8 protein-coding genes are annotated in these 20,759 nt (G+C 62.1%); all 8 read right to left on the bottom strand.

Going from position 1 to position 20,759, the window contains the following annotated elements; translation table 11 throughout:
* Positions 1 to 5: 5 nt before the first annotated feature.
* From dnaE to AruPA_RS08185, 8 genes are read right to left on the bottom strand one after another with little or no spacing between them, the layout of a single operon-like run.
* Positions 6 to 3,425: a DNA polymerase III subunit alpha gene (gene dnaE / locus AruPA_RS08150; RefSeq protein WP_265636172.1), complete on the bottom strand. Its 3,420-nt coding sequence runs from the start codon at positions 3,423 to 3,425 to the stop codon at positions 6 to 8.
* 27 nt (positions 3,426 to 3,452) lie between these two features.
* Positions 3,453 to 6,230, bottom strand: coding sequence for a malto-oligosyltrehalose synthase (treY, locus tag AruPA_RS08155; protein ID WP_265636173.1), 2,778 nt, complete (start codon positions 6,228 to 6,230; stop codon positions 3,453 to 3,455).
* 3 nt (positions 6,231 to 6,233) lie between these two features.
* Complete coding sequence (gene malQ, locus AruPA_RS08160; RefSeq protein WP_265636174.1) at positions 6,234 to 8,225, bottom strand: 4-alpha-glucanotransferase; 1,992 nt, start codon at positions 8,223 to 8,225, stop codon at positions 6,234 to 6,236.
* Positions 8,222 to 9,991, bottom strand: a complete 1,770-nt coding sequence (gene treZ / locus AruPA_RS08165) for a malto-oligosyltrehalose trehalohydrolase (RefSeq protein ID WP_322784391.1) — start codon at positions 9,989 to 9,991, stop codon at positions 8,222 to 8,224. The genes malQ and treZ overlap by 4 nt, the downstream gene beginning before the upstream one ends.
* Positions 9,988 to 12,099, bottom strand: a complete 2,112-nt coding sequence (gene glgX, locus AruPA_RS08170; RefSeq protein WP_265636176.1) for a glycogen debranching protein GlgX — start codon at positions 12,097 to 12,099, stop codon at positions 9,988 to 9,990. The genes treZ and glgX overlap by 4 nt, the downstream gene beginning before the upstream one ends.
* On the bottom strand, positions 12,099 to 14,261 hold the full coding sequence (glgB, locus tag AruPA_RS08175; protein ID WP_265636177.1) for a 1,4-alpha-glucan branching protein GlgB: 2,163 nt from the start codon (positions 14,259 to 14,261) through the stop codon (positions 12,099 to 12,101). Before glgB ends, glgX begins: the two co-directional genes overlap by 1 nt.
* The gene (gene treS / locus AruPA_RS08180; protein ID WP_265636178.1) at positions 14,245 to 17,571 is read right to left on the bottom strand and encodes a maltose alpha-D-glucosyltransferase; all 3,327 of its coding nucleotides are present in this window, start codon (positions 17,569 to 17,571) and stop codon (positions 14,245 to 14,247) included. Before treS ends, glgB begins: the two co-directional genes overlap by 17 nt.
* Positions 17,568 to 20,705 (bottom strand): maltotransferase domain-containing protein, encoded by a 3,138-nt coding sequence (locus AruPA_RS08185; RefSeq protein WP_265636179.1) that lies wholly within the window; start codon positions 20,703 to 20,705, stop codon positions 17,568 to 17,570. Before AruPA_RS08185 ends, treS begins: the two co-directional genes overlap by 4 nt.
* Between the last annotated feature and the right edge of the window lie 54 nt (positions 20,706 to 20,759).

A 20,759-nucleotide genomic window follows, 5' to 3' on the forward strand; every position in this document is an offset into this window, starting at 1 on the left:
GGCAATTAGAGTTCGGCGACTTCGGCGACGCCGTGGATCATTTTGACCGCCTGGGCGAGGCGGGGCGAGACGTTGAAGCCGCCGGGCAGCGCGATATCGAGCCGGGCGTTGGAACCGATCCGGGGGGAGACGAGGACGCGGCCTTTGCCCCGGCCTTCACGGTCGAGCAGGGCGCGCAGCGAGGCGACGGCTTCGATGCGTTCGACCACGATGCGGAGACCCGAACCGGCGTCGGCGGCGGCGCGGTCGAGCGGCTCGGCATCCAGCGCGGTGATGCGCAAGCTTTCGCCGTCCATCCGCAGTTCGACCGTAACAAGCAGCATGGTGCCTTCGGTGAGCAATTCGCGCGCGGTGGCCAGGACCTCCGAGAAGAAGGTGACCTCGAAGCCGCCGGCCTGATCGGACAGCATCACCCAGGCCATGCGCGTGCCGCTGCGGGTGGGCCGTTCCTTGCGCCCGACCACGGCGCCGGCGAGTTTGGCGCGGGTGATGCCGGCGTGGCCGGTTGCGTCGATCCGGTTGGAAGGGATGACGCCAAGGCGTTTGAGCACACCCGCATAGGAATCGAGCGGATGGGCGGTGAGGTGAAAGCCGATCGCTTCGGCTTCGAAGCCGAGGCGTTCGAAACCGGGCCAATCGGGCGTGTCGGGCAGGTGCAGCGGCTCGGGCGCCGCACTGCTGCCGAACAGGTTGATCTGGCCTGACTGGCGATTGGCGGCTTCGGCCTGGGCGCGGCGGATCAGGGTTTCGGCACCGGCCATGACGCGGGCGCGGTTGGGCTCGAGCTGATCGAACGCGCCGGCTTTGGCGAGTTGTTCGATCTGCGCCTTGTTGAGCGATTTGGGTTCGACGCGGGTGGCGAAATCCGCGAGGTCGGTGAACGGGCGATCGGCGCGGATGCGGGCGACATCGTTCATTGCCCCCTCACCCACCCGCTTGATGGCGGCAAGTGCGTAGCGAATGGCCAGCGTGCCGTCGGGTTGACGTTCCACCGTGAAATCGGCAGCGGATTTGTTGATGTCGGGCGGGAGTATCGGGATGCCGAGGCGCACGGCGTCCTGTTTCAGGGCGGCGAGTTTCTCATGATTGGTGTGCGAGAGCGACATGCAGGCGGCGATGAACGCGGCCGGGTGGTTCGCGCGCAGCCATGCGGTTTGGTAGGAAACCAGGGCGTAGGCGGCGGCGTGCGATTTGTTGAAGCCGTAATCGGCAAACTTCGCCATCAGGTCGAAGACTTCGATGGCTTTCGGTTCATCGACACCCTTGGCCTTGGCGCCTGCGATGAAGGTGGCGCGATGCTGTTCCATCTCCGAGCGGATCTTTTTGCCCATTGCGCGGCGCAGTGAATCCGCGGCGGCCAGACTGTAGCCGGCCATGCGCTGGGCGATCTGCATGACCTGTTCCTGATAGACAATGACGCCATAGGTCTCGCTCAGGATTTCAAAGATCGCCGGATGGGGTGAGTCCCACGCCTGTCCGTGCTTGCTGGCGCAATAGGCTGGAATATTCGCCATAGGCCCGGGGCGGTTCAACGCAACGGCGGCGATCAGATCCTCGAACCGGTCCGGGCGCATCTGTTTGAGCACGTCGCGAAACCCCTGGGTTTCGAACTGGAACACACCACCCGCCTCCGCACGTGAGAGCATTTCATAGGTTTTGACATCATCGAGCGGGAGGGTTGCGAGGTCGATATCGGTGCCGAGGCCCCGTAGAAACTTCAATGCGCGGTCAAGAATCGTAAGTGTCGTCAGGCCCAGAAAGTCGAACTTCACGAGGCCGGCGCTCTCGACATATTTCATCGAATACTGGGTGATCAGCATATCCGCGCGTGGATCGCGGTAGAGCGGCACTAATTCCGCCAGCGGCCGGTCACCGATCACCACGCCGGCCGCATGGGTGCTGGCGTGGCGATACAGGCCTTCGACCTGCAGAGCGATTTCCAGCAGGCGGCGGATGGCGTCGTCGGTGTCGCGCATTTCACGCAACCGGGGTTCGGATTCGATCGCCTCGGCGAGCGGGATCGGCTTGGCTGGATTGTTCGGCGTGGCTTCGGCAACCTTGTTGACCTGGCCGTAGGGCATGCCGAGCACGCGCCCGACGTCACGCACCGCCGCACGGGCCTGCAGCTTGCCGAAGGTGATGATCTGGGCGACGCGGTCCGCACCGTATTCGCGTTTGACGTAGTCGATCACTTCGTCGCGGCGTTCCTGGCAGAAATCGATGTCGAAATCCGGCATCGAGATGCGTTCGGGGTTGAGGAAGCGCTCGAACAGCAAATTGAACGGGATCGGGTCGATATCGGTGATCAGCAGGCAATAGGCGGCGAGCGAACCCGCACCCGAACCGCGGCCCGGCCCGACGGGAATGCCCTGGGATTTCGCCCATTGGATGAAATCCGCCACGATCAGGAAATAGCCGGGAAAGCCCATCTGTTCGATCACGTTGAGCTCGAATTCGAGGCGTTCGCTATAGCGCGCGGTGGTCGCGGCATCGGCACCGATCGCCGCGAGACGGGCGGCCAGACCTTCACGCGCCATCGCGCGCAGGGTTTCGGCCTCGGTGCTGCCGGGGCGGACTTTCGGGCAGATGGGCAGCAGCGGTTTGCGCGTGGGCGCGGCGATGGCGCAGCGGCGCGCGATGTGGATGGTATTGTCGCAGGCGTCCGGCAGGTCGGCGAACAGGGTTCGCATGGTTTTGGCGGGTTTGAACCAATGCTCGGTCGTGACGCGGCGGCGTTCGGCTTCGGACAGCAGACGGCCTTCGGCAATGCAGAGCAGCGCGTCATGCGCTTCGTGCATGTCCTGCCGGGCAAAGAAACATTCGTTGGTGGCAACGAGCGGGATGCCGGCGGCATCGGCCATGGCGATCAGGCCGGGCTCGATCGCGCGTTCAGTCGGCAGGCCGTGGCGCTCGAGTTCGACCGCGATGCGGTCGCCGAAGGTTTCAGCCAGGGTGGACAGCAGGGTTTCGGCCTCGGCGCGTTGACCCTCGCCCAGCATGCGGCCAAGCGGGCCGAACCGGCCACCGGTGAGCAGGATCAGCCCCTCGTGATGGCGAAGCAGCGCATCCAGGCTGATCTGCGGGCGGTTGCCGGTTTCGGATTCGAGGAAGCTGGCGGACGAGAGTTTCGAGAGATTGGCGAATCCGGCGGCATCCTTGGCGAGCAGGACCAGGGGGTCCGGCGTCAGCCGGGGCTGGTCCGCCCGGGTGAGCGAGAGCTGGCAGCCGATGATCGGCTGCACCGATTTCGCCATGCAGGCCTGGGAGAACTCGATTGCGCCGAACAGGTTGGACGTATCGGTGATAGCGACCGCCGGCATCGCCTGATCCTGCGCGAGGGCTGCGATTTTATCGGGTTTGATCGCGCCTTCGGACAGGGAATAGGCGGAGTGGACACGGAGATGGACGAAATCGGCATGCGGCATGCGCGCAGGGTAGCACGATTCGGGGTTTCAGGCGATCAGAACCGCGACCGGCAGGGTGGCGAATAGCGTGCTGAGCGGGATTACGCCGCCCGTTGCATCGAGCGTCCGGCCGGTCAGAACATCGCGCCAGGGGCCGGACAGCACCGCCGGATCGAGCGCGGTATCACCCCAGTGGGCGGGCGGGATCAGCGGTTGTGCGGCGCCGCCGAGCAGGCGTGCTGCGAGACGCGAGACGGCGACGACCAGCGTGCGGTCGCCATGGGTGCGCGCGAAGGCGAGACCATGCGCCGCATGAGTGCCGATGAAATCGAGCGCCGTGTAGGCGCCTTCCGCAAATAGCGATTGGTGGTCGGCGCGGCATGACAGCAGCCTGGCGATCACGCACTGCTTGATGTCGCTGTTCTCCCAGCCATCGAGTAATGGCATCTGGCTGGCGGACAACCCTGCGGCACGAGCCTGAAAATCGACCGGGCGGCGATTGTCGGGATCAACGAGGCTCTGGTCCCAGAATTCGGTGCCCTGATAGAGATCGGGCACGCCGGGGACGGTATATTTCAGAACCGTCTGGGCGAGCCCGTTGAGCGCGCCAGCGGGGCCGATCCGGCGCGCGAAAGCGACGATTTCGCCCAAGGTCGCAGTGGCGCGGATGGTATCGAACACGCCGTCCAGAAACTGGCGGCAGGCCTCTTCATAGGCTTCATCGGGTGCGGCCCATTCGGATCGGAGCTTGGCCTCGCGGATCGATTTCTCCCACCAACCCCAGACCCGATCACGGAAATCGCCGCTGGCATCGGGTGCGGCTCCAAGTGGCCAGGCGGCGATCAGCGTCTGATACAGCATGATCTCGTCGCCCTCGCTCGGTGCGCGGCCGGTGTCGAGATCCCTGGTCAAGCCGCTGTTCAGGCGCATCCAACGCGCCAGGGCGGCCTGCCATTCATCGGGGATTTCCGACAGGACCGCGAGGCGGATGCGGGTGTCCTCGCCGCGCTTGTGGTCGTGCGTCGCGGTGGCGAGCATGGCGTGCGGCAGGCTTGCGGCGCGCTGCTGCTGGGCGGCATGGAAGGCACCCGGCGCCAGCGCGAATTGCGCCGGCGTGCTGCCGACCTCATTGCGCGAAATCAGCCGCCCATACCGATAGAAGGCGGTATCCTCGACCGATTTGGCCGCCACCGGGGCGGATAATTGCTGAAACCGGACCATCGCCCGGCGATGCAGAGCGCGGGTTTCCAACGGCTCGCGCGCCAGCGGCCGATCGGCGAGCCAATGGCGGATCTGGTTCAGCAGGCCGCGGTCGGCGACGCGAAAGCTCCGCCGGGCCAGCGCAAGCGCCCAATCCATCGTCTGCTCATCGGTACTGGTGCTGCCGCCGGCGCCAGCATAGATCCGATAGATCGGGAAATGCACCAGCAATTCCGCAAGCGCGCGGCGCAGGGCGGTGAGGGAAATATCCCGCGTCGCCAGATCCGCACCCGCAAGGCGATGCAGCAGGGCGGCGGTGCCGTTCCATTCACTGGTGAGATTATCGCGCAGCACCTGGCGGCGTGCATCACGTTCCTCGGGGTCGAAGTCGGCACTGCGGCCGGTGAGGGACTGCCAGAGTGCGCCGAGGGGTTCGCCGCCATCCGGGTCGTGCAGCACGGCGGCGACTTCATTCATGAAATCATAGCCTGTGGTCCCATCGGTCAGCCAGTCGGCGCGCAGGCGCTCATGCGGCGCCAGGATTTTTTCGACGATGATGTAGGGCGGTCCCGCCGCCGCGCTGGACGGGCGCGACTTGCCCGCGGCGGTCAATGCGCGGCGCAGCTTGCGGCAGTAGGCGCGCGGGTCGGCGAGCCCGTCGACGTGATCGACACGTACGCCATCGATCACGCCGCGGGCGTAAAGATCGAGGATGAGCTTGTGACTGAGGTCGAACACCCATGGTATTTCGGCGCGGATGCCGGCCAGCGTGTTGATATCGAAAAACCGGCGCCAGTTGATTTCATCGGCGGCGGCGCGCCAGTAGGCGAGGCGGTAATTCTGGGTTTCGAGCAATTCGTGCAGACGGCGGATGCCATCCGGCGTGCTTGGCTCGTAGCGGGCCAGAGCGTTGACCAGACCGGCTTCGCCGTGCGGCGTTGCCAGCGCTGCGATCAGGCGCGCACGGGCGGTTTCGGCCAGCGGGCGGGCGATGTCCGGCCGGTCGATCAGATCGGCGGCGCCGGTGAAATGCGCGATCGCATCGGCAAAGCGGCGCGGCGCGGCCTTCAGCACAACCGCCATGCCGGCTGGTGAGAGTGGAAATTCGTGTTCGTGGTAAACGACCGAAATCCGCCCCGCCTTGGCATCGGCGGACAGGCGCAGATCGCCCGATTGCAAGGCGGCGCCATAGGATTCACCCAGGAACGGCGCCATGATCCTGCCGTGCAGCGCGCGGTCCGGCGGGGTCCAGTCGATGTCGAACGCATCGGCGTAGCGGCTGGCGCGGCCCCATTCCAGCACATCCATCCACCATTGATTGTCGCTGCCGCCGACGCCCATGTGATTGGGAACGATATCGAGAATCAGGCCCATGCCGTGGGCGCGCAACACCGCCGACAATCGATCCAGTGCTGCTTCGCCCCCGAGTTCGGGATTGATCGCATTATGGTCAACGATGTCGTAACCATGGGTCGAGCCAGGCCGCGCCTTCAGGATCGGCGAGGCATAAAGATGGCTCATGCCCAGCGCGGCGGCGTATGGAATGACGGCGGCACCGTCATCGAGCGTGAAGCCCTTGTGGAATTGCAGGCGCAGGGTCGCGCGCGGGATCGTGGATTGTGTCATGATTCAGCCGCGCGCCTTACGGGTCCGGTCGAGAGCATCGAGGCGGGCCGTAACGCGCGGGGCATCAAACAGGGTTGCCGCGGGCGCGGGCAACCGGCGGCGCCAGTTTGGATGTTCATCGATCGTACCTGGAATATTGGGTTGCTCGGATAAAGCCAGCGCATCTTCGATCGGCAGGATCGCCAGACCCGACGATGCCGTGGCGACATGGACGGCGAGGACATCGGCGATCCGTTCGCCGTCGTCGGGCGCCGGCATATCGCCCTGTGCCGCGCCGGATGCCACGCAGGCATCCCACAGGCAATGCCGGTCATGGGCGCGTTTGTCATGATCCTCGCCGGCAATCCCGAGGCGCTCGCGCCAGGCAATATCGGTGCCACACCACCAGCCCGCGACGGTCGGCAGGTCATGCGTTGTCGTCAACGCCGTGGTCTCGGCGCGCCAGTGCGCCGGCGGCACGAAGCGATCCCCATCGCGTTCGAACCACAGGATGCTCATGCCGGTGATGCCGCTGGCCGCGAGGGATTCGCGAAAGCCGCCCGGCACCGTGCCGAGATCTTCGGCGACGACGATGCCACGATGGCGCTGCGATTCCAGCATCACCAGCCGGCGCATGTCCTCGAACGGATAGCGCAGATAGCAACCGTCCTTGGCCTCGCCGCCTTCGGGGATAACCCACAGACGTGACAGGCCCATGGCATGATCGATGCGGACGCCGCCGGTGGCGTGCAGCGCGGTCGACAGCATATCGCGCAGTGCCGAAAACCCGCTTTGGCGCAGGCCGCGTGGCGAAAACGCGGTGAGGCCCCAGTTCTGGCCGCGCCGGTTGAATTCGTCGGGTGGCGCGCCAACCGCAGCGGCGCGCAACACCTCGGCCGGACGACTCCAGGCATCGCTGCCCGCCGGATCGGCGCCGACCGCCAAATCCGCGATCAGGCCGACCGCCATGCCGGCATCGATGGCGGCGCGCTGGGCCGCCTGCAAGCTGCCGAGCGCGCGGAACTGGGCGTAGAGGTGAAACGTGCACTCGTCCTGATTGGCAGCGGCCAGTGCCGCGACGGCGCTGCTGTGCGGATCGCGCAGCGAATCCGGCCAGGATCGCCAGTCGCGCCCCGCGCCAACGCTGAGTTGATGCGCCACCAACGCCTCGAACAAGGCATGGAGCTGGATCGCGGGCGAGGTTTCAGCCTGGAATTGCTTGAATGCCGGATCGTCACGATGCAGGGCGAAATCACGCCGGAGCGCCTGATAGCGGAGCGGCGTGGCGGCGCGCCAGTCGATCAGGCCATCGGGCGATGGCGCAATCGCCGCGCAGTCGATGGCCGCATAGACCGGATTGAGCGCGACACGGCTGGAAGGACCGTAGGGACCGTAGTGGCCCGGTTCGCTTGCATAGAGGGCATGAACCGGGCTGATCGCTACCGCATCGGCGCCGCGCCCACCCGCGTTGGCGGCCAGCGTGGCAAGGGCGGCGAAATCACCGATGCCGCCATCGTTCTCGCGCGGCAGGCTGTAGACCTGCACCGCGAGGCCCCACGCTTTGCCGGTGCGGCCGTGGCGGGCCAGCGCATCCTCCACGGTGAATGCGCGATGCGGCGCGATCGCCAGATCGATCATCGCATTGCCTAGATGGATCTGATGATAGCCCGGCGTCGCCAGACCGGGCAGACGGGCGTGGCCGTTGCCGACATCCTCCAGCCTCGTGTCATAGCTGGTGCCATCTTCGAGCAGGATGCGTGCCGCGCCGCCAGGATGGCTCAGAGTGATTTCGGAATCGACGGTTGCCGTCAGCAGGCGCGGGGGCAGGCGTGCTTCGGCGTCGAGCAGGGCGATGCTGTCGTGACAGGCGGCTTCCGAACCCGCATCGAGATCGAAGGCGGCGAGCAGTCCGCGCAGGCTGGTGGGAGACACATCGTGCGCGGTGCCGAAAACATCGTGCCAGACGCGTGACAGCCCGGCACGATCGGCCAGTTCGTAGAGGGCATGATCGCTCACGGTGTGGCGAGCCAGGCGATGGCGGCATGCGGCGGCAGATGGTTGTCACACGCGGCATCGGGCGGCGACGATGCCAGAACATGTCCCTCGCCTGCGGCACAGGGCACCGCACGGTCGCCGAAATTCGCCGCGATGGTCAGTGTTGCACCATCGCCGAGGGTCCAGACCGCGCGGACGCCCGAGCGCCCCAGGGCGATTGCCCGCTCAGCACGGGCATTTGGAATGCCGGGCACGATCTTGGTGTGACGGAGGCGCAGGAGTATCCGATAGAAGGCACGCCAGGCCGCCGCGGGCGCATCGGCCGAGTTGAACGCTGGCACCGAGGCTGCAAAGGTCGCTGCGTCGTTCGGGTCCGGGATGCGCTGCTGCGCCTCCTTGGACGAAAATGCCTCAAACTTGGCGAACTCCTGCCGCCGTCCCTTGCGGACGGCTTCGGCGAGCCCGGGCGCATTATGGTCGGTGAAATAGAGGAAGGGCGTGGTATCGCCATACTCCTCACCCATGAAGATCAGCGGGATCTGCGGCGACAACAGCAGGAGCAGCACAGCCGCGCGCAGAGCCGCGGGGTTGGCCAGCGTGGTCAGGCGTTCGCCGAACGCACGGTTGCCGATCTGGTCGTGATTTTGCAGGAACGCGACGAAGGCGGTCGGCGGCAGGTGCGCGCTCGGGGTGCCGCGTGATGCATTGTCGCGGTGGGACGAGGGCTCACCCTGATAGGCGAAACCAGATTGCAGGCAACGTGCCAACTGCGCGGCAGCATCCTGGTAATCTTCGTAATAACCACCCTGTTCGCCGGTGAGAAGAACGTGCAGGCAATGGTGGGTGTCGTCCGCCCATTGGGCGTCATAGGCAACAGCTTGTTCCAGAAGAGCGGCATTGTTGTCGTCGTTCTCGAGCACGAGGTGAATGTGGCGCCGGGAGTCGCAAGCGGCACGGATCGCGCTCGCCATGCTGGCAAGAAACCCATCGTCCTGAATGGCGTGTACTGCGTCGAACCGCAGACCATCGAACCGAAACTCGTTGAGCCAGTAGATCGCGTTATCCACGAAGTAGCGCTGGACCGGCGCACGCCGGTAATCGATTGCGCTGCCCCATGGCGTGTGGAGGTCATCGCGAAAAAACTCCGGAGCATAGGTGTGAAGATAATTCCCATCGGGACCGAAATGATTGTAGACGACATCGAGAAATATCATCATACCGAGGCCGTGAGCGGTGTCGATCAAATGTTTCAATTCATCCGGTGTGCCGTAGGCAGTGTCGGGTGCGTAGGGGAGAACGCCGTCGTAACCCCAGTTGTGCCGGCCGGGAAAATCGGCGATTGGCATCAACTCGACCGCCGTGATGCCGAGTTCGGCGAGGCCGGGCAGCATGCCTTCGATGCCGGCATACCCGCCGCAGGCGCCGGGGTGCAGTTCATACAAAATGGTCTCATGCCAGGGTCTGCCGCGCCAGTCTGGATTGGTCCAGCGGTAGGCGTCGGGCGAGACGACGATACTGGCATCGTGCACATCCCGCGCCTGAAGGCGTGACGCAGGATCGGCCACCTTTATTCCCGTATCGGTTACAAAATGATAGCGCATGCCTGGAGAACATTCTGTTTCAATATCAAAATGTCCATCCGGATGCCGCCGCATCGCGAGCGGATCACGTCCTTCGATCGCGAGTGACATCGAATCACATCCGGGTGCCCAGATCGTGAAAATCGTCCGTCCATTGGCCGAAACGTGCGCGCCCGGACGGGGTGGGCTCATGTGGGATACGGTCATTGTTCTGTCTCTTCGATCAGGGCGCCGAGCGCGACGATGGAGCGGGAGGCGACCGTCACCACAGGTTCGGTGAACGCCGCGCGCCGATATGTGGGGCGCGCGGTGTCGATTTCGAGCACCCAATCGAACATGGGTGCAGGCAGGGTGAATTCACGATCGGACTCTGAAGCGTTCAGCAACACCAGCGTGACATCGGGCTGTTCGCCCTCGCGTGTTGCCCGCCGCAGCGTAAGGAGGCGCGCGTTTGGATCGGCCCAGGCTTCGATCGACAGATCGCCCGCCTGTTCATCGAACCAGTTCGTGTCGGCTAACTCTGGCGTGATCATTTCCAGTCCATGGCGAAATACCGCGCTGCGCAGGCTGGGATAGCGGCGCCGCAACGCTGCCAGATGGCCAACGAACGCGGCAAGTTCGGTCGCTGTGCCATCTTCGAGGCCGGACCAGTCCACCCAGGATGTTTCATTGTCCTGGCAATAGGCATTATTGTTGCCGCGCTGGGTTCGGTTCATTTCGTCGCCACCCAGCAGCATCGGCACGCCGTAGGAGACGAACAGGGTCGCGAGCATGGCGCGTTTTACCCGTTCGCGGGTCGATGCAATGACAGGATCGATCGTTTCGCCTTCGACGCCCCAATTGGCCGAAAGATTGTTATCGGTGCCGTCGTTGTTGTTCTCGCCGTTCTTGATGTTGTGGCGTTGGGTGTAGCTCACCAGGTCACGCAGCGTGAACCCATCATGCGCGGTGATGAAATTGATCGAAGCTGAGGGCCGGCGGCGGCGATAGTCGAACAATTCGGGCGAACCCATCAGGCGGCGAGCGATTTCCGGACGCTGGCCGTGATCGCCGCGCCAGAAGCGGCGCGTGCCATCGCGGAACTCCGCATTCCATTCCGAAAAACCGGGCGGATGATTACCGACCTGATAGCCGCCGGGCCCGAGATCCCACGGTTCGGAGATCAGCTTGAGTTTGGCGAGCGCCGGGTCCTGGCGGATGGCATCGAAGAAACCCGATCCAGGATCGAACCCGGCGGCTTCGCGCCCTAAAATCGTTCCGAGATCAAATCTGAATCCGTCGATTTGATACGCATCGGCCCAGTAGCGCAAACTGTCCATCACCATTTGCAGCACGCGCGGATGGCAGATGTTGAGCGTATTGCCACAGCCTGTGTCGTTGATGAAATACCGCTCCTGGCCGGGCATCAAGCGGTAATAGCTTGCGTTATCGAGGCCGCGCCAGCTCAGCGTCGGCCCCATTTCGTTGCCCTCGCAGGTATGGTTGTAGACCACATCGAGAATGACCTCGATGCCCGCCTCGTGCAGGCGGCGCACAGCAGCGCGAATTTCGTGGCGTGCCTGCTCTGGATCGGCAAGATACGCAGTCTGCGGCACAAAGAAACCGAGGGTCGAATATCCCCAATAATTCGTCAATTTGCGTTCGATCAGAAAGCGATCCTGCAGGTACGCATGGACCGGCAGCAATTCGATCGCGGTAATGCCGAGCTTGACCAGATGCTCGATGAGAGCCGGATCTTGCAATGCCGCGAACGTGCCTTGGCGCTCCGACGCGATACCGGGGTGGCACTTGGTCAGGCCACGCAGATGCGCCTCATAGATGATCGTTTCGCTCCAGCCGCGGCGTGGTCGGCGGTGCTCGCCCCAGACGGCGGACGCATCGGCCACGATCGCTTTCGGCATCGCCAGCGCGCTGTCGCGCCGGTCGAACGACAAATCCGCCCGGGCCGCGCCCACGCGATAGCCGAATAGCGTGTCGGACCAATGGATGTCACCAAACATCGCCTTCGCGTAGGGATCGAGCAACAGCTTGTTCGGGTTGAACCGATGACCCTGCTCGGGTTGGTAGGGTCCATGGGCACGAAACCCGTAGATCAGGCCTGGCAACGCATCCGGCAGATAACCGTGAAACACCTCATCGGTGCATTCGGGCAGATCGTAGCGCGCAATTTCGCGCCGCCCCCCGCGATCGAACAGGCACAGCTCGATGCGGTCGGCATTGGCTGAGAACACCGCGAAATTGACCCCCAGACCGTCCCATGTTGCACCCAGCGGCTCGTTCGCTCCGGTCGCGAGTTTTGCCGGCAGGATCGCCATCAGCGATCCTGTCGCAGGATCAGCACCCCGAGCGGCGGTACGGTCAGCGCCAATGAATGCGCCATGCCGTGTGCCGGGCTCGCATCGGCCGTGATGGCACCAAGATTTCCAAGATCCGAACCGCCATAGATCGCGGAATCACTATTAAGGCATTCGAGCCAGCGACCGCCGGTCGGCACACCCACGCGGTAGGCGTATCGCGGCACAGGGGTGAAGTTGCACAGCACGACGATGGATTGTGCGACATCGTCGGTCTGACGCACCCAGGCAAAAATGCTCTGATCCCGATCATCGCCAATCAGCCACCGAAATCCGCCGGGATTGAAATCGGTACTGTGCAGTGCCGGTTCGGCGCGATAGACCCGGTTGAGATCGGCGAGCAGGTGGCGCACACCGTTGTGCGCGGGCGTGTCGGCTTCCTGCCACGCAAGCGCGATATCGTGGTTCCACTCGCTCGATTGGCCGAACTCCTGGCCCATGAATAGAAGTTTCTTGCCAGGCTGGGTCCACATGAACGAAAGATAGGCACGCAGATTCGCGAATTTCTGCCACGGATCCCCTGGCATTTTGTCGAACAGGGAGTGTTTGCCGTAAACGACCTCGTCATGCGAAATCGGCAAGACGAATTTTTCGGAAAACGCATAGACAAGACCAAACGTCATTTCGTCGTGATGGTAACGGCGGTTGATCGGATCCTCTTCGATATAGCGCAGCGTGTCATGCATCCAGCCCATGTTCCATTTGTGGCTGAAACCGAGACCACCCTCGGCGACGGGTCGAGTCACGCCCGGCCAAGCGGTCGATTCCTCGGCGATCAACATTGCACCGGGCGCATAATGTTCGATGGCGCTGGCCAGTTCCTTAAGGAAATCGATCGCTTCGAGATTCTCGCGCCCGCCGTAACGGTTTGGAATCCATTCCCCCTCCTTGCGCGAATAATCGCGGTAGAGCATTGATGCGACCGCATCGACCCTGATGCCATCGATATGATAGCGATCGAGCCAGAAAAGCGCGCTGGAGACAAGGAAGTTGCGCACCTCGGTCCGGCCGAAATTATAGATCAGGGTATTCCAATCCTGATGAAATCCCTCGCGGGGGTCGGCATGTTCGTAGAGCGGCGTGCCATCGAACTGCACCAGCCCAAACGCATCGGTCGGAAAATGTGCCGGCACCCAGTCGAGAATCACACCGATACCGATCTGGTGGCAGCGATCGACGAAGGCAGCGAATTCGGCCGGCGTGCCGAGCGCCGGCATCGGTGCGTATTGAGACAGCGGCTGATAGCCCCAGGACCCGCCGAACGGATGCGCCATCACCGGCATGAACTCGATATGCGTGAACCCCATACCAGCGGCGTAGGGAATCAACTGGTCGGCCAACTCACTCCATAACAGAGGCCTGCCGTCGTCGTGGCGCCGCCATGAGGCAGCGTGAACCTCATAGACCGATAAAGCATTATCAGCGCGACCGTTTCGATTTTTCAACCATGATTCGTCATGCCAGTCGAACCCCGTATTGTCAGCGACGATCGAAGCTGTTTCAGGCGGCCCTTGCACCTGGCGCGCCAGCGGATCGGCCTTGAGCAGGATACCGCCCGATTTTGTCAGGATTTCGAATTTGTAAAGCGCGCCGATCACGACCGCCGGGATGAATAATTCCCAGACGCCGACATCATAGCGCAGACGCATCGGGTGACGGCGGCCGTCCCAACCGTTGAAGGCGCCAACCACTGAAACCCGCCGCGCATTCGGCGCCCAGACAGCGAAACGGATGCCGTCGACGCCATTGATGCGCACGGGGATGGCACCAAGGCAATCGGCAAGGCGCAGCTGGCGACCCTCGCCCAGCAGATGAATATCGAAATCAGTAAGTAGCGGCGGGAAGCGATAGGGATCTTCGATTGTCTGGCTGGTCTCGCCCCAATTGATCGCGATTGTATAATCAGAATTCGACCCGAGCTCTCCCTGAAAAATGCCGGCGGGATGAATCCGCTCCATCGGTTCGGAGCCCGTGGCACCCACGAGGCGGACCTGATGGGCGCCCGGCTGAATCGTGGTTACGACCCGCACACCGTCGATCGTATGCGGCCCGAGGCAGGCAAACGGGTCGGCGTGCGTGGCGTTGGCCAGCGCATCGAGTGTCGCGTCATCCCATGCTGGCATCGTGGGCTCCTGTCGTGAGCTGGGCTGCCAGATTGGCAAGGCCGGTGAGCGGAATGATCAGCCAGGCCGGGCGATTGGCCGATTCGTAGCAGATTTCATAAGCCGATTTCTCGATCAGGAACAATGTCAACAAATCATCCCACGCCGATGTAGACAGCCATGGATGTGCCGCCGCCGCGGCGGTCGTATGATAGGCCTCCAGGAAGCTCGCCCCGGCATCCCTGACGAAGCGTTGCACCATCGCGTGGCTGCGCTCCGCCGCCCGCTCGGTCGAGGTCGGTACCGCGCGCTCGACTGACGCCGCGGCATAGTCAAACGAACGCAGCAGCCCCGCGACATCGCGTAAGGCGGAGCCCTTGGCCCGGCGCTCGGCGAGGGATTTCGCCGGTTCGCCTTCGAAATCAATCAAATAGGCGTCGCCTTGCGCAGCCAGGATCTGTCCGAGATGGAAATCGCCGTGGATGCGGGTTTTCAGCGTGCCGATGCCAGCGTTCGCAAGGCGCGGCAACGCAGCCTCAAGCCCCTGCCGGCACGTTCCCAGTTGATCGATCAGCGCGAGCGTCTGCGCCGCGGCAAGCGGGCGGGCCCGTTCGAGCGCCACGAACGCCGCCGCAAGTTGCTGCTTCGCGCCCTCCGTCCAGCGGGCTACGTCGCGTTCCGCCGCGGGTTCTGGCCGGAAATCCGATGCCGTGTCGGGCGTTGCGAGCGCCGCGTGCATCTCGGCAAGCCGCCGTCCCATTGCCGCGGCAAAGGGCAGGTAACCCGCCAGAGCATCCGCCTCGCCAGCATCGTCTAGGTCCGCGTGGATCGCTGTGTCTACCGCGCGGGTCAAGGTATCCAGCGTCCACTGCCAGGCGTCGCCCTGATTGCGCACGAAGCGTTGCGCCACGATCAGAGTGTGTCCCACGCCATCGGAATCCGTCCGCACAATCTCGCCCAACAGGGCGGGGGTGTTGGCGTAGCCGGCATCGGTCAAAAAGCGTGTCATTTCAGTCTCAGGATGAATACCACCCTCGATCCGACGAAGCACTTTGATGATAGCGACATCGCCAACAATCATCGAACTGTTGGATTGCTCAGCCGAGAAGCGGCGGATTTCAGCATCCTGCATGTCCGGCAGATCGTCGATCTGCGCGGTCGGCAGAAATTTGACCTCGCCGTTGCGCACCGCCAGAGTGGTGCGTGCTTTGAGGCCCACGATGATATTGCGTGGCAGGGCATCAATCGCAAAAGCATCCGTCAGGTAGCCGATCCGGCGGTGGTGGCGGATGCGCGCAAGCGCCAATTGCTGCGCCATCGGGTTCGACGGGGCATCGTCCCAACTCACGGCCAGCGGCACCTGATAAGTCTGCAGCGTACCGCCGACCTCCACATTTACCTCCGCCAACAACAATCCAGCAGTTTCACTGCCGACGATGTCGGCGCGGCCCAGCGTCGCAGCACTGATCTTTTGGTCCTTCGCCGCAAACCAACGGCGGCGCGCCAAATAGTTCGGCAGGCTTTCTGTCTCCAAAATGCCGCGGGTTTCTGCATTCAGCAGGTCCGACAATCCATTGCGCATCACCAATGTAACAAATTCCGGCAATGGCTCGGAGGGCTGGATGCGCCAGCTTGGCAGTGCGGCTTCGGTCGCGAGGCTGAACCAATAAAAGGCATACGGCGGCAGGGTCAGCATATATGGCAATTGTCCGACCGGCGGGAACGGCGAGCCGCCAACCAGATCGACCGGAATCCGGTTCTCGAAAGCCGATAGATCAAGCTCTACCGCCTGCGCGATGCGAGATAGATTATAGACACATAAAATGGTTTCATCCCGTCCGTCCGAATCAGTAAACTCACGCAGATATGCGAGAACTTTTCGATTGCCTGGGTATAAAAAACGTAAACCACCGCGCCCGAACGCGCGATGGCGCTTACGCACCGCCAGCATCCGCCGTGTCCAATTGAGTAACGAGTGTTGATCGGCCGCCTGGGCTTCAACATTCAGCGCCTGATAACCATAGATCGGGTCCATGATCGGCGGCAAAACGAGCTGTGCAGGATCGACGCGGGAAAACCCCCCATTGCGATCCGGTGACCACTGCATGGGCGTGCGTACGCCATCGCGATCACCCAGATGGATGTTATCACCCATACCAATTTCGTCACCGTAATAAATAACGGGTGTGCCGGGCATCGAAAACAGCAAGCCGTTCATCAGTTCGATCCGGCGCCGATCATGCTCCAGCAAGGGCGCAAGACGGCGGCGGATACCAAGATTGAGCCGAGCCCGCCGATCGGCCGCGTAGGTCTCCCACAGATAGTCCCGCTCGGAATCCGTGACCATCTCAAGGGTGAGTTCATCATGGTTGCGCAAGAATATCGCCCACTGGCAAGTTTCGAGAATCGCCGGCGTCTGGCGCATGATGTCCGAAATCGGGAAGCGATCTTCCTGGGCGATTGCCATATACATGCGCGGCATCAGGGGAAAATGAAACGACATATGACATTCATCGCCATCGCCGAAATATTGCTGCGCATCTTCTGGCCATTGATTGGCCTCGGCCAGCAGCATCCGGCCGGGGGCATGCGCATCCATCGCGGCGCGGATCTGCTTGAGAATCGCGTGAGTTTCGGGAAGGTTTTCATTATTGGTACCTTCCCGTTCGATCAGATACGGCACCGCGTCGAGCCTCAAGCCATCGACCCCGAGATCGAGCCAGAAGCGCATCACGCCGAGCACCTCCTGCAACACGCGGGGGTTGTCGAAATTCAGGTCAGGCTGATGGCTGTAGAACCGGTGCCAATAATAGGCTCCGGCTACCGGGTCCCAGGTCCAATTCGATTTTTCGGTATCAAGAAAGATGATTCGGGTACCATCGTATTTCTGGTCGGTATCAGACCACACATAGTAGTTCCGTGCGGCAGAACCCGACTTTGCCGAACGGGCTCTTTGAAACCAGGGATGCTGGTCGGACGTGTGATTGATGACCAACTCAGTAATGACGCGAATATCACGACGATGCGCCGCCTCGATCAGGCGCTTCAAATCGCTCAGCGTGCCATATTCTTCATGGACCGCACGATAGGCGCTGATGTCGTAGCCATCATCTCGGCGCGGCGACGGGTAGAACGGCAACAGCCAGATCGCCGTTACACCGAGGTCGGCAATATAGTCCAGCTTTTCCATCAAGCCGGCGAAGTCACCGACGCCATCATTGTTCTTGTCGAAAAATGATTTGACGTGAACCTGATAAATAACCGCATCCTTATACCACAGCGGATCGGCATCGCTGATCGATGGGGTGACGAATTTTCCGAGTTTGGTCATGCGCGCACCCGCCAGATGCAATAAGGCAATTCATGTGGATCGAGGCTGACGATCTGGCGTTTGCCATGCCAGACGAAAGCGAAGTCGCGTGCGAGATCTTCCGCGTGAAGATCTGCGTCATCCGCGAGCCCGAATCGCCATAACGGCAGCTCGATCTCGGCGGTCTGCAGGTTGAACGGATCAAGGCTGATCGCCGCGAGAACGACATTGCTGCGGTCGGCATTAGCCTTTTCAAAAAACAGCACCTGCTCGTTTGAACACGGCAAAAACGTGATGCCAAGGTGGCTTTGTAATGCCGGATTCTGTCGACGCATACGGTTGAGCGCCGTGATTTCGGCGATGATGTTTCCAGGCCGATCATGATCCCAAGCGCGTATCTGATATTTTTCGGAGTCCAGATATTCTTCGCGCCCCGGCAGTCCCGCCGCTTCACACAGTTCGAACCCGTTATAAACGCCCCAAAGGCCGGACAAAGTCGCTGCCAGCGCCGCCCGCAGCAGAAAGCCGGGCCGACCGGATGATTGGAGGAACAGCGGGTTGATGTCCGGCGTGTTGACAAAAAAATGCGGCCGGAAAAACTCCCGCGGCGCCATGGTTGTTAGTTCAACCATGTATGCCCGCAGTTCCTCGGCCGTGTTGCGCCACGTAAAATAGGTATAGGATTGTGAAAAGCCCAATTTGGCCAGCCGGTACATCAATTTCGGCTTGGTGAACGCTTCCGCGAGAAACATCACCTCCGGATTCCGCGAGCGAATATCGCCGATCATCCATTCCCAGAACGGCAGGGGCTTGGTATGCGGATTATCAACCCGGAAAATACGCACGCCTTGCTTGACCCAGAAGGCCACCACGTCGCGCAACGCAACCCAGAGCGAAGGCATCGCGCCCTCGGCATAGAAGTCAACGTTGACGATATCCTCGTACTTTTTCGGTGGATTTTCGGCATAGCGGATCGTGCCATCGGGCCGCCAGTTGAACCATTCGGGATGTTCGCGCAGCCACGGGTGATCTGGCGCGCACTGTATTGCAAAATCGAGTGCAATTTCAATGCCCTGCGAAGCCGCTGCGTCGATCAGACGTCTAAAATCATCGAAATTGCCAAGTTCGGGGTGAAGAGTGGTATGACCGCCTTCTACTGATCCGATCGCGTACGGGCTACCTGGATCAGTCTCGCTCGGCGTCAAGCTGTTGTTTCGGCCTTTTCGATTTCGTCTGCCAATGGGGTGAATCGGCGGGAAATACAGCACGTCGAAGCCCATTGCACGAATGCGAGGCAATTGGCTGATGACATCGTCAAAGGTACCATGTCGCGTTTCTGAGCCACTCTGGCTACGCGGAAACAACTCGTACCAACTTGCAAAACGCGCGCTCGTCCGCTCGGCATCGATCGGCAGTGGTGGATCGACTCTGAGTAGCGCATGGCGATGCTCAGCATCACGCATCAACGCTGTCGTTGCAGGGGCGATTAACAAGGGCAAACGTTCTGTCTCGGGCTGGTCCCGCAGCGCTGCGAGCAGGTCGTTCACGGCAGCCGCCGATGCCTGGCCTATCCGGTTCGCAGACCCGGCAGCTGTCGCCTCGACCAAATGCATCCCTTCGACCAGTTCAAGCCCAACCGGCACACCGGCTGCGCTCTTTTTGGCAACTTCGTCGACAAAGGCACCAAACCGATCGATCCAAGCTTCGATTGTGAACTCATAACGGCCTAACCGTTTGACTTGGAACTGAGCGGCCCATCGATCGTTGACGACGAGCGCCATCGGCGCGCGTTGCCAGTCTGCATCGTCGACAGCGCGCCAGAGCAGATCGGCAGCTAGCCTGCCGTGGCCGTCGCAAATCAGGTCGGCCTCGACATTGATCCAGTCACCAACCGTCCGCTTGACCGGAAACCGACCCGCCTCAATCGAAGGGGATACCGCCTCAATGGCGATGCGCGGTGCTTTGACCGCCACCTTGGCCGGTGTCAGCGTGTTGCCCTTCCGCCTGATCACGCGAGGTGCAGTAATATCAAGAATGAGCGTACCCGTTTCGTCGGTCTGATGAACCGACGCACCCGTGCCACCAAAGGCTTCTCCAAGCCAGGTGACAAGCACCGATTCGGGGATCGGCTCACCGGGTGACGTGAGCGCGAGGACAATGCCACCGCTCCCGCTGGCGACACGTGCAAACAAGGTAATCGATGCCGCAGGCGGTGACCGCAGGACCACTGGCGTCTGGAATAGCACGCGGTGTTGTTGTCGGCGTACGTTCAGACGTCTGATCTGCTCCATCTGGGACACTTGCGGCTTGGCGTTCAAGAGCCAAAGATTACCGACGAAGCTCGCGAGGGTGATCGCTCGATCCGAGGGTGGCCGCGCATCGCCGGTTGGTACCGTTAGTGTGCCAATTGCGGCAATGGCGCCGACGCGATCGAGATCATCGGCAATCCAGGAGCCGATCCCGTCCCACCAGCACGACGAGGACAATGCGTAATCGAAGCCGCAACCTGCAAGCGCCGCGATTGCGTGAGGGGCTGCGCCAAGACAATCCGCGATGAAACAACAGTTCAGGTTGCGTCGTTTGGCCGCGCCGATCAGCCGCGCCCATATCATTGCAGGTACGCGATGTGCTGAATCGCACCGAAACCCATCGATACCAAGTGACTGCCATAGGGCAATCCGCTCATCCCACCAGTCGGTCACCGCGTCCGTGTCCGACAGCAGACGAAACGCCGCGCCATCGTCCGCATGCACGAACCAGTCCGGATGCTCGTTCGTCAAGGGCGCGCTAGGCGACACGCGATCAATACAGATATCAAGGACGATCGACAGATCACGCGCATGTGCCATTCCGGCAAGACCTCGCAAGGCGCCATCGGCATCGGCATCGTCCAACCCTCGGCCAAGCCTTGCGTGATCAACGATATTATAACGATGCGATGACGCATCGGTTTCAAAGGGCGACGCTATGGCGATGCAGTCGAACCCCAGAGACGCTGCGACCTGTACCTCACTCTCCCATCGATCGCGTGCCACCGATGATATATCGACATAATAAGCGGCGGTCGGCATCGGTCGCCCTGTTGCTACGGGAAGTTCGCGCGAGGTTTTCGATGCCGGTTGGGTCGCGCTGATCAGTGCGGCTTGGTCATCCATGCTGGACAGTCTCCATGCAACCGGTTCCGGTCAAATGTCGTTCGATTTCAGCTC

Origin of the sequence: Acidiphilium sp. PA (assembly GCF_026191915.1) — a bacterium.
In the GTDB taxonomy this organism is placed as follows: Bacteria; Pseudomonadota; Alphaproteobacteria; order Acetobacterales; family Acetobacteraceae; genus Acidiphilium.

What these genes read in the sequence shown, in the direction of transcription:
- treZ (WP_322784391.1), bottom strand. Translation starts at nt 9,991, where the DNA reads ATGACCGTATCCCACATGAGCCCACCCCGTCCGGGCGCGCACGTTTCG.
- treS (WP_265636178.1), bottom strand. Translation starts at nt 17,571, where the DNA reads ATGACCAAACTCGGAAAATTCGTCACCCCATCGATCAGCGATGCCGAT.
- treY (WP_265636173.1), bottom strand. Translation starts at nt 6,230, where the DNA reads ATGACACAATCCACGATCCCGCGCGCGACCCTGCGCCTGCAATTCCAC.
- dnaE (WP_265636172.1), bottom strand. Translation starts at nt 3,425, where the DNA reads ATGCCGCATGCCGATTTCGTCCATCTCCGTGTCCACTCCGCCTATTCC.
- AruPA_RS08185 (WP_265636179.1), bottom strand. Translation starts at nt 20,705, where the DNA reads ATGGATGACCAAGCCGCACTGATCAGCGCGACCCAACCGGCATCGAAA.
- glgX (WP_265636176.1), bottom strand. Translation starts at nt 12,099, where the DNA reads ATGGCGATCCTGCCGGCAAAACTCGCGACCGGAGCGAACGAGCCGCTG.
- glgB (WP_265636177.1), bottom strand. Translation starts at nt 14,261, where the DNA reads ATGCCAGCATGGGATGACGCGACACTCGATGCGCTGGCCAACGCCACG.